We start from the raw sequence: 12,967 nt of genomic DNA, 5'->3' as shown, positions 1-12,967 counted from the left end.
TTAGTATTTAGTCTTGAGTCTTGAGTCTTCTCATCTTCTTTCTCCGGTGACCATCATCATTCGGTTGGCGTAGGGGAGGTCGGCGGCGGCTAGGGCTAGGGCGATGACTAGGTCGTCGTGTCCGCATTGGGCGGCGAGGGTTATGTGTCCGGTGGCGCTGCGGGTGGCTTCGAAGTTGTCTAGTTCATCGCGCAGGGGTTTGTAGTCGGGGAGTTGGATGTGTTCTCGCTCGATGAGTTTTACGAGGCCGTCGATGAGTTGGGGTTTGTTGGCGGCGGTGATGGTGTGGTCTTTCACGGATTTGGTTTTGAGTTCTTCTCGGAGCCAGCTGGTGATACCGTCTCCGACTCCGGTGGTGTCGCAGACGATTCTGGCGTTGGGGTAGCGCTCGGTGATGGATTTGACCCATTCGATTTGTTCTTTCCAGCCGGTGCGCTGGAGGCGGTCGGCTTCGAGGACAGATGCGCGGGTTTGGTGGCCGCGCAGGACGACTAACGCGGTGTAGTCGTGGTACCTCGCCCAGTCGATGGCGATGATGTCGGGGCCGGGGATGTCGGCTTCGGGTTCGAGGTGCACGCACCGCTCGACGGCTTCGCGGGCGAAGACGTAGCCGTCGTGCTGGACGAATTTGGCTTCGTATTCGGTTTGGTAGGCACTGGCGCTGAGGAGCTTCTTTTGTTTCTCTAGGAACTTGGCTACGACCATGGGGTTGTCGGAGCTTGGGCTTTGGAGGCTGAAGAACTCGTCTTTGTCGTGGTCGGTTTTGATGCCCTCGGAGAACTGTTCGTAGAAGTGGTTGGTTCCTTTGGGGGTGCTGATGAGGGTGAGCTCGCCGTCGGTGGTGGCCATCATGGGACTCAGGACTTCGTCGATGACTTCGCGGGTGACGAACGCGGCTTCGTCGACGGCGATGTGGTCGGCTTCGTCTCCTCGGAGGTTGTGTTTTTGTCCGGCGCTTCGGGCGCAGATGGTGTGGTGTCCGATGGTGATTTCCATGTCGCTGTCCCGGAACGTGGGGATGTCGATGAACTTTTGGAACCAGAGGTCTTTGTTTAGGAGGCGTTTGATGAGGCTGACGATTCGTTTGTAGATCATCTTCGCTTGGGATTTGGTGGGGGCGATGATGAGCTGGCGGCGTGGTTTGTCGCTTTCGAGCTTCGACAGGATGTGGACGGCGCAGGCGTCGGTTTTTCCCCAGCGTCGTCCGCAGGCTAATACTTTGGTTTTGGCTTTTGCTTCTAGGAAGGCGAGTTGTCCGGGGTGGGGTTTCCAGATGGGCGAGAGCCAGTCGAGGAATTCTTGCATGCACTTATAGGCAATGAAACGGGGGTTTTGTCAACCTGGTTGTTGGAAAGTTCTCCGTTTTCGGTCCTCACTTGGGAGTGCGCGGTTAATCACCACCTTACCGAACCACGATATGCTCATCCCAGAGATTCAGAATTCCGACGTATCCAAGTGAGCCCGACTTCGGATGCTTACGGTTCGTAGAGTTTGGCGGTGCTCTCATGCCGTAGCGTATCAAGTTCATGCATAACGTATCTGGACATCACTCCACCCTTAGAGCAAACCAGAGCTGGCGGGCGTCCTTTTTCCTTTGAGTGCGTATAAAACGAGTAAATCGTGTGCGTTTCAAAGACATAAGCCGAAAAAGTCAGCAGTTTCTTGACACGATAAATTTGAACACTGCGCTGCCGTTTGCTCGCCTTGGGGCAAGAATTCCGAAGATCAGCAAAGAATTTCTCTGATCCGAGAATGCGTTCTTTCATATCTCCTGTGGACTTCGAAAAAAGCTGAGCGCAACACGTGAGCACATTTTCATCTTCTGCGTCCGGGAGGTAGACGGCCAATGTCCCTCCGTCCTTTATGAAATCCTTCAACCGTGCCTCATTCATTCCTCTCCAAGTCCCTCCATACGCAAAGGCTACGCTGATTGTCTTTTTCTTAGAATTTTCGAAGAGCTTTGCCCATGGAACATCATCATGAAACGAGTCAGTCGCGTCTTCGATTCCAAGCTTTGGCGGGGCATCGGTTTGAATAATGGCGGTCCTGATTTCGTGAAGAAAAGATTGCTTGCGTGCGTATTCCCAAAGGACATCAACGATGCCGACCGCCAACAGGACTGCACCAATCTTTTCGAATAGTTTGGGGAAATACTTCCAAACCGTGACGCCAAAATCGACACTTGCGAGGCCTAGCAAGCCGAATCCAGTAAGAAGAAAAAACAGGGCAACTAAAACGTTTTTAAGCAGTGAATTTTCTTTATGAAGAGATTCTTTCGATTCAGCCATTTTGGACAGTACACTTTACCAGATACTCTTTACAGCGCCAGAGCGGAAATCTTGCACTGCAAAAGACTCTAAGTGAGCAAGGACCACTCCCACAGCCCTCTAAGTCAATAGCTGCGGACAGTCCAAGTTGTTTAGTTTGCTATGGCACCGTTCTTGCCCGATGACGCCGCTACGGAACCCAACCTGAAGGCTGATGGAGCACTTAAAGTGAAGTTTGAGAATTAATTTGAGTCGGCGGTTCGTGGCTGGGTGACATAATCAATCGTGCCACACCCGCTTGAGATTGAGTACGGTTTGACCTCTCAAGAACTTCTCGATGCAATCGATCGTAGATTTCGGCTCAAAGTAGCGTTAGAGGGAGCGGTAGCAGAGGTCCACTTCGAGCGAAAGCTCAAAATCGCTTCGCAAGAAGGTTGGTTGGAGTCATTCGATGAGCACGATGTCGATGGGATGCATGACTTCACGGCGGTAACACTTGACTCTAATCGAATCCGAGTGGAAGTTAAGACCCTACGTAAACCCAAACCGCTGAAAAGTAGAGTTAAGCTGGAGGTTGAAATCCAGAAGACTCGGGCGTCAAAGGAGGATGCGAGTAGCCGATATTACGACCGCGATCATTTCGATGTCGTGGCGGTGTGCATGGGGCGATACACAAAGGACTGGAGCCAGTTCAGATATATTTTGGTTCGAGACATTCCCGATCATAGTTCTCACGCTGGCAAGCTCCGCGTCATGAACGAAGTGGAGCTGGATCCGGTACAAGGCTCCGTCTGGTACACAAAATTTCAGGACGTGGTGGATGCGCTCCATAACTGAACCGATCTACCGAACGTTGTACGGTGAAATGTATTGCGCGGACAGTCTGGAATACATGAAGTCACTGCCTTCGGACTCTGTCGATCTAGTCATGACGAGCCCTCCGTATGCCTTACATTTCAAAAAGGAGTACGGTAACGCCGACCAATCTGAGTACGTCGCGTGGCTACTCCCGTTTGCCAAGGAAATCAAGAGGATAATCAAGCCGACCGGTTCGTTTGTGCTCAATCTGGGAGGCGCGTGGACACCTGGGGCTCCAGTCCGCAGTTTGTACCACTACCGAGTTCTACTCGCCTTGTGCGATGATCTAGGGTTTGATTTGGCGCAAGAATTCTTTTGGTATAACCCTGCCAAAATGCCGGCACCTGCGGAATGGGTTAACGTCCGCAGGATACGAGTGAAGGATAGTGTCGAGTACATTTTTTGGCTGGTCAAAGAACCCTTCGCCAAGGCCGATAACCGACAAGTTTTGCAGGAATACAGTGCTGACATGAAGCGGTTGATAGGCCGAGGGCTCAAACCAACGGTGCGTCCTAGTGGCCACGTGATAAATGGAAGCTTTGCCTCTGACCAAGGTGGTTCGATTCCATCAAATCTCATCCAAGCAGGAAACAACGAGTCAAACAGTGACTATATTCGAGACAGTAAGTCACTTGGAAGGAAAATACACCCAGCTCGGTACCCTGCTGATCTGCCACGGTTCTTTATCAAGTATTTGACAAGCGAGGGTGATCTGGTTCTGGATCCTTTTGCAGGTAGCAACACCACCGGGCATGTAGCAGAACAGTTGAGCCGTCAATGGAAGTCGATTGAACTCTCACCTGAGTATGCGAAAGACAGCTGGCTCAGGTTCGGCACACATTCGGAGATTGATTTGGAGGCAGTCCCACAGCCTCAACTATCTTACGACCTGTGATTTCTCTGAGGCAGATCGCTTCTTTCTGGACGACGACGTCTTCGGCGTGGGCCCCGGGGGGTGCCGAAAGCCTGAGACATCAAGAGGTGCGCCAGCAGACGTGGGGTCTTCGGGTTGGTTGGCGGGTTTAGGGGGAGATGATGAATCCCTGGGGGCCCTTTGAGCGACCGGTTCGGCCGTCTCGATTGATCACTGAGGTTCGGTCGGAGGTTGTTCCGGGGGGAAAGAGCCAGAGGTAGCCGGTGAAGCCGTTTGATTCGGCGATGCAGACAAGCCAGCCGGCCGGGGATACCCAGGCGGGTTCGATTTTGGAAAACTTCTCCTTACCCTTGATGCAAGAGGCCAGCCTTCGGTAGGTGGTTCCGGATCTGACGAAGCTGACCGACGGGGGCGGCTCGAAGCTGGGGGTGTCGTCGTTGGGGTCTTTGACCCTTTGGTAGACGATCGAACCGGTTAAGAGAGTGGACGTGATCGGGCGGACGGAGACTTCGGTGGGTGTGAACTTGAGGTTTGTGGTTTGGGGGACTTCACGGTTGAAGAACGTTTGCTCGGCGGCGGTGAGGGTTTGGCGGGTGAACTCTTTGGCTTGGGCTCTTGGTTCGGGCCGCTTGGTGGCGTATTTTTGGAGTCCGCGGAAGCAGGTCCAGGCCCAGGTGATGTATCCGCTCGGATTTTGGGGGTCTTCTCCGACGGCGGCGGTGAAGCCGCAGGGAGCGGTGGAGTCGAGAAGGCGGAGGGGGAATAGGCCTGGCCGTTGGTCTGGGCTTCGATCGTTATCGAATTTCTCGGTGTAGCCCGAGGAGACGTAGATTGGTTGGGTGAGGAAGCTGTTGACCATCCTCATCCAGGTGTAGCCACAGAGGGAGAGATTTGGTTTGGCGTCGGTGATCACGCATTCCCTGGTTGCTCCGGCTACAAACTTGGGCGTGTAAGTTGGGAAGGCGGGCCGGGCGGCGGCGACGGCGGTGAGTAGGGCGAAGTTCACTTGTTTTTGGTGAACGATGTTTGGGTCAGGAAAGTTCGTTTTTTGCGTTGGTGGCGCGATGGGAGTTTGGTGCCTGCGCCCACCTCGCCCCCGGCCCTTTTTTGATGCCTTGGGATCCTCTGCCCGAGGCACCGGGCTGGTGGGCAATTACCACAGCCCCACCGGTTCGCTTGGCTCACCGACTCCCCAACGAGTGGGGAGTTTTGGGTTGGCGGCTCGATCTGAGTTGGTTGTTTAAGCCTGCGGAATCGGGGATGTTGGGGCATCCGAGCAACAAGACCTTGTGTATTATCAACCATGGGTTCCGGGAACGGTTGTTATGACCAAAGATTCTGGCACTCGGGAAAGAATCCGTGAAGCTACATGAACGTGAGGCGCTCACTGCTGAAGCCTGCAGGCGGTGGCGGGAGGTGGATCAGAAGCTGGTTTGGGGGCGTTTTCATGCGATCATGACGTCGAACGCGGGTTGGGATTATCCGCGGATATGGGACGAAGTACGACGGCAGATTCCCGACTACGCTCAGTTTTGCAAAGTGTTTGAGGAGCTGCAGTCAGCGGTTCCGGATGAACCCTGGTCTTCGAAAGACATCGACACGAATCTAGATATCCTTGCGGTTCGATCTTTTTGCTTAAGATCAGGTTATTACAAGGAGCACATTTGCCGAAGGCTGAAGAAGTACGAACTGAAGCCACAGCAAAGTGCTCGGCTACGTGAGATTTATTCGGACTACTTGACCAACCGGGTGTACCGAAGGGAGCTGGCCGATCTTGCCCGCCTGATGATTCGGCATGCTGATTCTGGGACCGTGCGGTTGCTGGAGAGCCTTGAGCGTGAGGCGGGATCTGAACGTTTGAAGCGGCGGTACCGGATCTTTCGGGAGATGATCTTGAATCAGCGGAAGGAGTTGCGTTAGGTGATGCGGGAGCTTGGGGTTGGTAGGAGGCTACAACGGCCCCACCGGTTCGACCGGAGTCTCACCGACTCCCCGTCAAGCGGGGAGTTGTTAGTTGGTGTGCGCGATGGGAGTTTGATGGCGCTACGATTCCTGGGTTACCAGTTCATAGCCGGTGCTTCGTCCTCTGGCTCCATCGAGTCGCAGGATGATTTTGCTTACTAGGTCTCCAAGGTCGCGGGTAGCGGTAGCGTCGGAACAGGTGGTTAGGGCGGCGTATTTTTTGTTGGTCATTCGGCCCTCCCAGCCCATGAGCATTCGGGAGATTGCTTTGCGTTGGCGTTCGTTGAGGGGGATGTCTTTGATGGAATGCCAGAATTGGGTTCGGGCGATGGCTTGGGTGACTTGGGCGGAGGCGTCGGTAAGGGACCTTTGGAGCATGTCGAGGTACCAGGCAAGCCACTCGGTGTACTCGAGGTCGCCTTTCTGGGTGCGTTCGAGCAGGGTGTAGTAGGCCTCGCGGTTGGCGTGGATTTGGCTGGCGAGGCTGTAGGCGCGGTTGGGTTTCTGGTCGGCTCGGGCGAGGAGCAGATCCATGATGTTCCGCCCCACACGTCCGTTACCGTCGTCCATGGGGTGGAGGGTTTCGAACCAGATGTGGGCGATTCCGGCTTTGAGGGTGAGGCTTGGCTCGTTCTTGTTTTCTAGCCAGGTGAGGAACCGATCCATTTCTTTTGGCAATCGGTGGGCGGCCGGGGCTTGGAAGTGGATAAGTTCCCTTCCCCGTTTTTGGGATGCAACGACCATCGGACCCTCGGTGTCGTCTCGCCAGTTGCCCACCTTTACCGGCCCGTAGGCGTTTCGTGCGGCGGGGAAAAGGGCGGCGTGCCAGTTGAAGATGCGCTCTGGCGTGAGTGGTTGATTGTAGTTTTGGGTGGCGTCCAGTGCCATTTCGACCAGCCCTTCGATGTAGTAATCGTGGGTGGCGAGGCCTGCGCGCGCCATGCCGAGCCGCTTTGCGACAGAGCTTCTCACTGCTTCCAGGTCGAGCTTTTCGCCTTCTATGGCGCTCGTTTTGATGAGCTGTTCGGCGAGGGCCTCGGCGTCTTGGCTTTGCATGCTGTCAAATCCGATGGCGCCGAGGATTCCGTATAGCTTTCCGCGCTCCGAATTAACTCTTTCGAGACTGGAGATCAGGGCATTGGCGTCGAAGCGATACTTCGGCCATTGGGGAAGCTCATGGATGTACATTTGAACCTGATGAGGCGATTATACCGTCTAATCGCCTCAGAATGTGAGGCGATTAAGGTTATTATTCGCCTCATGGCTCGATTTCTTTAGGTCACTTGACCGTCTGAATCGTCGGTTCGCTGGCGATGCCCGCTCGACTGAAGCTGATGGCGGCGATTTGGGTGGCGTTTTTTAGGGGGACTCCTTCTTCGGCGTGGGTCCAGGGGGACCAGGTGCCTTCTTTGGTTTTGAGGGAGACGGCGGTGGTTTCTTCGTCGCCTTTGCACTTGAGGGTGATGGTGCCGTTTTCGATGCAGATTTCGGGGGATTTGGGTTTGCGGGGGGAGAGCCAGGGGGATTCGGGGACGAAGGCGTCGTCTTTGTAGAGTCCGCGTTGGAGGCCGGTGCTGAGCAGGCCCCAGTTCTTCATGAGGGCTTTCATGCTGAAGTGGACGTTGCCGGCGGTGGCTTGTTTTTCGCGAGAGAGGCGGATTTGGTCGCCGATTTCTTGGGCCTTCCAGGCTCCTCCGGCGGGGTCGGTTCGGCTGGTGTAGAGTCCGGGCCAGACGTGGCGTTTTTGGTCGTTGACCTTGATCCAGTAGTCGAGGAGGACGGGGTAGGACTGGGGGGTTTGGGAGATTGGCCAGTAGAGTTGGGGCGTGTAGTAGTCGCACCAGCCTTTTTTGAGCCACTTTTCGGCGTCGGCGTAGAGTTCGGCGTATTGGTCGACTCCGGCTTTGATGGTTTCGGGGATGCCGGGGCGGTAGATGCCGAAGGGGGAGATTCCGAACTTGACGTGGCACTTTTGGCGCTTGATTTCTTTGTAGAGTTGCTCGATGAAGTCGTCGACGTTTTTGCGACGCCAGTCGTCTTTGTTCATTCCGCCGCCGTACTTGGCGTAGCTGGGGGCGTCGGGGAAGTCGACTTTCTTCTTGTTTTCGTCGAGGATTGGGTAGGGGTAGAAGTAGTCGTCGATGTGGACGCCGTCGATGTCGTAGCGTTTGACGACGTCGATCATGACGTCGAGGGAGCGCTTTTGGACGGCGGGCTCGCCGGGGTCCATCCAGAGGTAGGTTCCGTACTGTTTGACCACTGCGGGGTTGGTTTTGCTGAGGTGGTTATTGGCGACGGGGTTCTTTTGCGAGGGGTGCTGGGCGCGGTAGGGGTTGAACCAGCAGTGGAGCTCGATGCCGTTCTTGTGGCATTCGGCGACCATGAATTCGAGCGGGTCCCAGGCGGGGTTTGGGGCTTGGCCTTGTTGGTTGGTCAGGTATTCGCTCCAGGGTTCGAGCTTGCTTTTGTAGAGGGCGTCGGCGGAGGGGCGGACTTGGAAGATAAGGGCGTTGAGGTGGAGTTGTTTGGCCCTTGCGACGATGTTTTTGAGGTCTTGCTTTTGGGTTTCGACGCTGTCGGTGCGGTTGGTGGGCCAGTCGATGTTGTCGACGGTGGCGATCCAGGCGGCGCGGAACTCGCGATTGATGGGGGGGAGGTCGTTTTGCAGCGTTGCAAGGGCGATCATCGCGGTGAGCATTTGCTTAGTCTACGGTAAATTCTTGGGGTGGGCAACGATTCGTCGGTTCAAATTGGGAAGATTTCGTCGACGATTGAGTGGCTGATGACCCCAGTGGGGTTGTTGATTGATCACGTTTCGTTTGAGGGGGAATCTTGGCGATTGGAGCCTTCTGCGTTGGAGCAATCGACGGGTTCGGGGCGGTTTGTGGCGACGGTTCGGGCGAAGTCGATTGAGGTGTTTTTAGAGAACTTGAAGCCTGCCGATCTTTATGATATTTCGGTTTCGGTGGCTTCGGATGGGGTGCATATTGAGGCTAAGAAGCAGGTGATTGTTCCGATTCCGGTGACGGCTCATGCGGTTTTGGCCGTTTCGTCGCCTTCTGACTTGTCGATTCAGTTAGTTTCGGCGGCGGCGATGGGGGCGGGGTTGAAAAATTTGGTTTCTTCGCAGATTGAGAAAATGAACCCGATAGTTGAGGCGGAGATGTTTCCGGTTCCGGTGGTGTTTGAGGGGGTTGAGCACCGGGAAGGAGAAGTGATTGTTCGGGGAACGGTTCGGCTTAGTAGCTGAGGAGTTGGAGTTCAGGGATTTTGGAGAAGTCCGACGTGTTTCTGGTTATCAAGCTGACGTTGTTTACAACTGCGGTCGCGGCGATCCAGATGTCGTTGGTTCCGCCAACGGTTTTTTGGCGACCAAGTCGGTTGATTAGTTGAGCGTATTTTGCGGCGACTAGCTCGTCGGTTGGTAGGACCTCGAAACTTTGAAGGAAGGTCAGCCCGGGCTGGGGGTTTGGCGCGAACGGAACTAGGAACTCGCCGATGACGATGGGGCAAACGTGTAGTTTGCGCTCGCCAGCTCGAAAGATGAACTTAAGGGCGCCAGAGTCGCCTTTCGCTAAGTCGATGAGGAAGCAGGTGTCAAGAAGCAATGTCTTCGACCCTGTCCTGATTGAGAATCATTGCTTCCTGCTCAGGAGTGATCTCGAGTTTAAGCTCTCCCAGGGTGATAGCTTTGTAGAGTGAGTTTCCGGTCCATTTTTCGCCGCTCTTCTTCATTCGCCTGATCACTTGGGAGAAGGATTCGCTTGGGTGTTCGCGGCTGGCGACGAGCCAGTCGTAGACATCGAGTTCTATGCTAATTGTCTTTGTGGCCATGCATGAATTGTACACGAAGGATTCGATGTTTCTGTTCTGGTAAAATGAAAAAGTTCACTTGGGCGAGTGGCGAAATTGGTAGACGCACTGGATTTAGGTTCCAGCGGTTAATAGCCGTGAGAGTTCGACTCTCTCCTCGCCCACCATGTTTTTATTGACGACTAGGTTCCACGCTAGTCCGGAAGTCCCGCAGGGCTTTGAACTTGACATATCATTCAATATATCGGGATCTGGAAAGAGGGTTCCGAATAAGGGAAGTTCAAATGAAATCAGTGCTTGTCTCACTCAGTTTGGTCACCGCTACTATCGCGCTCGCAGCTGGCGCAACCGAAGCAGGTTGTAGAGGTCGTGGATGGATGATGTCCAATAACAATCGAAAGGTGCGATTCGAAATCGAAGTCAAAAAGGTGACTCGAGAAGGACGGTTCGAAGTCGGCGGATCGGCGAAGTTCAGGTCAGAGTTTCGGGATGGCGACCACAATGTCGCAGTGACCGTAGGGTTCCTCAAGTGCGCTCGATTTGCTAAGGGTCAAAACGTGGCGGAGTTTGCTGGAGAAGCAACGATGTACCGTAGCGTTGACGGGAAAGTGGTCAGTGATCCGAAAGGCTACCTGTTCGTTGTCGCTTCGGACCGACGAGCACCAAATGCTACTACAGGAAATCGGGACTTGATTCGATTTAAGTTCGTGCCTAGGGAGAAGGGTGAGACGATCGAAGTGACTGGAGAAGTCATTGACGGCGACGTGGTTGTCTACGAAAAGAACCTCTGACGCAAAAAAGGGGTTTCGACCTGAGTCGAAACCCCTTTCAATTTTGAGAGCCTTAGGCTTCGGTGGTTTCGGTAGCTTCTTCGACTTCCACAGCAGCGGAGCCGATGACGCCGTCTTTGTTGAGGTCTTTGCCGGTGACGTTCTCAGCGACTTCGACTGCCTTGTCCTTGAGATCTCCGAGGACTCCGCCTACTTTGCCGAGGAGGCCACCAGCGGCTTCCTTTGCATCTCCGGCTACATCTTCGACTTTGTCCTTCACGTCTCCGGCTACGTCGACGGTCTTGTCCTTCACGTCGCCAGCCACGTCGACTGCTTTGTCTTTGAGGTCGCCTGCTACGTCGGCGGCTTTCTCGGCCATTTCTTTTGCCTTGTCAAATATGCTCATTTTTATCTCCAGTCTGCCCTAGTAAATTTCTTGGGCTTTATCAGTATGAATCAGTTTCTTTCGGATACGATCAGTAGGGCTTGGAAATGCTTGAAGCACCGCTAGCGCTGGTGGTGGAGGTGTTGAAATGCCCCTTTATCTCCACTTTTGAAGCTCCCGAGGCAACCGCTTTGAACTTTTCACCAGAGATGTTTCCGGTGAAGTTGCTCGCACCGGATGCGCTGATGTTCGCTGACTTGGTTGTTCCCGCGAGGCTAAGTTTCGAGGCTCCCGAGAGTTCTACAATCAGTGATTCGAGGGTGAGTGTCCCAAATGCGATTTCGCTCGCTCCGGATGCATCAACGTCCAAACTTGAAGGTGTACCGAACACACTCACCTTACTTGCACCAGAGGCTTCGAGCTTTAGTGCGTGTCGACCAATGTTTTTGAGTTCCATTTTGGCCGCGCCCCCAGCTTCGAATGCGGCTAGCTTTGCGGTTCGACCAGTGATCCTGAATCCTTTTCGAGTGCTCACCGAACCTTTGACATTAACGAATAGGGTTTCGTTTTCAACTTTCGTCTCAATCAGCGGCAAAATGTTTGATTCGGCACTGATGGTTAGTGGGCCGGGAGTGCTCTCGAAGAATTGACCTTCGAATGCGGAGCCTATGACGACTTTAGTGTATGCCGGAACAGATCGGTTCTCAGTCTTGAGCTTTCCGTTGCCTTTGACGGCAGCGTACGTACCTTGGGCAAGGTGCGATCCAGCGTAGACATATCCACCGAGAGCGAGGATTCCGATGGGAAGGAGAATGAGACCTTTCATGCAGACCAATACGGAATGGTCGACACCCCGGGTTCCAATAAGTTAGATCGGGCAGCCAAATTGCCCAGCGGAGGGTTCAAAGTGACTGGTCTTTATCGCCGGAAGACGCAGGCTGAGTTGGTCCGCCAGTGCCTTCATGCCGGGGTTTTCGGTGGCGAAGTGCCCGGCGGCAACGATGGCGAGGCCGGCGTTGGTGGCTTCGATTGAGACATTGTGCTTCACTTCTCCCGTGACGAAGACATCGGCTCCGGCGTCGAGGGCGTGGCGCCAGTCACTATCGGCGGCTCCCCCGACTACGGCGACTTTCTCGATCATTCGTTGGGGGTCACCCCAGGCCATGCTGAATGTTCCAAGTGCGGTGTTGGTTTCGGTGATGAATTGTTGTAGTGTGATCGGACTGGCTAGAGAGCCGATTCGGCCACAAGGTTGCTCTTCGAGCGGAGCAAGCGGGATCACGTCGAAGGCGGGTTGCTCGTAGTTGTGCTTCTCGATCATTGCGGAGATGACGTCGGAGACTCGGTGGGTTGGGCAGATCATTTCGATCTTGGTTTCTTCGATTTCGTCAGACTTTCCGATTCTGCCGACGGAGGGGTTTGAGCCAGGAAGCGGCTCAAACGTGCCTACTCCGTGGGCCTTGAATCCGCATCGGCGGTAGTTACCAATGTTTCCCGCCCCGTGTTCAGCCATCACATCGAGGAGAATGTCTTCTTGTTCGAGCTGACAGAAGACGATGATCTTGCTGTACGGAACGCTTGCGGCGGAACCGAATGAGTTGAGATTTTGGAGACCGAGGAGACCGGCGAGGGTGTCGTTGATTCCGCCCGGAGCAGCATCCCAGTTGGTATGGGCGGCGATGTGTGAGATCCCGTGTTTTGCCAGAGATAGGGCGAAGGCGGTATCGTCTTTGGCGTCGGTGATCGACTTTGTGCCGCTCCAGAGGATGGGGTGGTGGGTGATGACGAGCTCAGCTTTCTGGGCAATGGCTTGGTTGATGAGTGCAGGACTCGGGTCAAGGGCGATGATGATTCTGGTGACCGGGGCGGATTTTGAGCCGACGAGGAGGCCGACGTTATCGAAATCGAACGCCCATCGAACGGGGGTAAAGGATTCGAGGGTTCGGAGGACGTCTTGGACGGTCAGCATCCTTGTTATTATGTCGCGAACGGATTGAGGCTCGAGGCGGGGATGTCGAATCTACTGGCTGGTGCTCTT

At 54.5% G+C, this 12,967-nt stretch carries 15 protein-coding genes and 1 tRNA gene; 6 read left to right on the top strand and 10 right to left on the bottom strand.

Annotation, left to right across the window (positions count from 1 at the left end; translation table 11 throughout):
* Positions 1-30 precede the first annotated feature (30 nt).
* Positions 31-1,305 carry a terminase family protein gene (locus WCK51_06555; protein ID MEI7576535.1) on the bottom strand — a complete coding sequence of 425 codons (1,275 nt, stop codon included), beginning with the start codon at positions 1,303-1,305 and terminating at the stop codon, positions 31-33.
* 170 nt (positions 1,306-1,475) lie between these two features.
* On the bottom strand, positions 1,476-2,288 hold the full coding sequence (locus WCK51_06550) for a hypothetical protein (GenBank protein ID MEI7576534.1): 813 nt from the start codon (positions 2,286-2,288) through the stop codon (positions 1,476-1,478).
* Positions 2,289-2,552: 264 nt separating this feature from the next.
* Between WCK51_06550 and WCK51_06545 the strand changes: the two genes are divergently transcribed.
* Both WCK51_06545 and WCK51_06540 read left to right on the top strand, forming a co-directional pair.
* Positions 2,553-3,104: a hypothetical protein gene (locus WCK51_06545; protein ID MEI7576533.1), complete on the top strand. Its 552-nt coding sequence runs from the start codon at positions 2,553-2,555 to the stop codon at positions 3,102-3,104.
* A gap of 55 nt (positions 3,105-3,159) precedes the next feature.
* A complete protein-coding gene (locus WCK51_06540; GenBank protein ID MEI7576532.1) occupies positions 3,160-4,020 on the top strand; it encodes a site-specific DNA-methyltransferase in 861 nt (286 codons plus the stop codon).
* 127 nt (positions 4,021-4,147) lie between these two features.
* Here WCK51_06540 and WCK51_06535 read toward each other — a convergent pair whose 3' ends face one another.
* Positions 4,148-5,005 (bottom strand): hypothetical protein, encoded by an 858-nt coding sequence (locus WCK51_06535; protein MEI7576531.1) that lies wholly within the window; start codon positions 5,003-5,005, stop codon positions 4,148-4,150.
* A gap of 353 nt (positions 5,006-5,358) precedes the next feature.
* Here WCK51_06535 and WCK51_06530 point away from each other — a divergent pair, with 353 nt between their 5' ends.
* Complete coding sequence (locus tag WCK51_06530; protein ID MEI7576530.1) at positions 5,359-5,919, top strand: hypothetical protein; 561 nt, start codon at positions 5,359-5,361, stop codon at positions 5,917-5,919.
* 123 nt (positions 5,920-6,042) lie between these two features.
* Here the strand turns inward: WCK51_06530 and WCK51_06525 are convergent, their stop codons facing one another.
* On the bottom strand, positions 6,043-7,149 hold the full coding sequence (locus tag WCK51_06525) for a Fic family protein (GenBank protein ID MEI7576529.1): 1,107 nt from the start codon (positions 7,147-7,149) through the stop codon (positions 6,043-6,045).
* A gap of 91 nt (positions 7,150-7,240) precedes the next feature.
* Positions 7,241-8,659, bottom strand: coding sequence for a family 10 glycosylhydrolase (locus WCK51_06520; protein ID MEI7576528.1), 1,419 nt, complete (start codon positions 8,657-8,659; stop codon positions 7,241-7,243).
* Between the two features lie 27 nt (positions 8,660-8,686).
* Here WCK51_06520 and WCK51_06515 point away from each other — a divergent pair, with 27 nt between their 5' ends.
* Positions 8,687-9,211, top strand: coding sequence for a hypothetical protein (locus WCK51_06515; protein ID MEI7576527.1), 525 nt, complete (start codon positions 8,687-8,689; stop codon positions 9,209-9,211).
* Here the strand turns inward: WCK51_06515 and WCK51_06510 are convergent.
* Positions 9,201-9,569 (bottom strand): type II toxin-antitoxin system VapC family toxin, encoded by a 369-nt coding sequence (locus WCK51_06510; protein ID MEI7576526.1) that lies wholly within the window; start codon positions 9,567-9,569, stop codon positions 9,201-9,203. The two genes, WCK51_06515 and WCK51_06510, sit on opposite strands and share 11 nt — an antisense overlap.
* Positions 9,559-9,795: an antitoxin VapB family protein gene (locus tag WCK51_06505; GenBank protein MEI7576525.1), complete on the bottom strand. Its 237-nt coding sequence runs from the start codon at positions 9,793-9,795 to the stop codon at positions 9,559-9,561. Before WCK51_06505 ends, WCK51_06510 begins: the two co-directional genes overlap by 11 nt.
* 60 nt (positions 9,796-9,855) lie before the next feature.
* Between WCK51_06505 and WCK51_06500 the strand changes: the two genes are divergently transcribed.
* Positions 9,856-9,941, top strand: a tRNA-Leu gene (locus WCK51_06500).
* 117 nt (positions 9,942-10,058) lie between these two features.
* On the top strand, positions 10,059-10,565 hold the full coding sequence (locus tag WCK51_06495; GenBank protein MEI7576524.1) for a hypothetical protein: 507 nt from the start codon (positions 10,059-10,061) through the stop codon (positions 10,563-10,565).
* Between the two features lie 52 nt (positions 10,566-10,617).
* On the opposite strand, the gene WCK51_06490 is transcribed toward WCK51_06495, so the two are convergent.
* The 3 genes from WCK51_06490 to WCK51_06480 form a co-directional block, all read right to left on the bottom strand.
* A complete protein-coding gene (locus WCK51_06490) occupies positions 10,618-10,950 on the bottom strand; it encodes a YtxH domain-containing protein (protein MEI7576523.1) in 333 nt (110 codons plus the stop codon).
* Positions 10,951-11,020: 70 nt separating this feature from the next.
* Positions 11,021-11,755 (bottom strand): DUF2807 domain-containing protein, encoded by a 735-nt coding sequence (locus WCK51_06485; protein ID MEI7576522.1) that lies wholly within the window; start codon positions 11,753-11,755, stop codon positions 11,021-11,023.
* Positions 11,756-11,797: 42 nt separating this feature from the next.
* The gene (locus WCK51_06480; GenBank protein ID MEI7576521.1) at positions 11,798-12,898 is read right to left on the bottom strand and encodes a Nif3-like dinuclear metal center hexameric protein; all 1,101 of its coding nucleotides are present in this window, start codon (positions 12,896-12,898) and stop codon (positions 11,798-11,800) included.
* Positions 12,899-12,967 lie beyond the last annotated feature (69 nt).

The sequence above is a fragment of the Armatimonadota bacterium genome (genome assembly GCA_037138755.1).
Taxonomy (GTDB): domain Bacteria; phylum Armatimonadota; class Fimbriimonadia; order Fimbriimonadales; family Fimbriimonadaceae; genus Fimbriimonas.
This window is presented reverse-complemented; position numbering and strand designations above follow the sequence as displayed.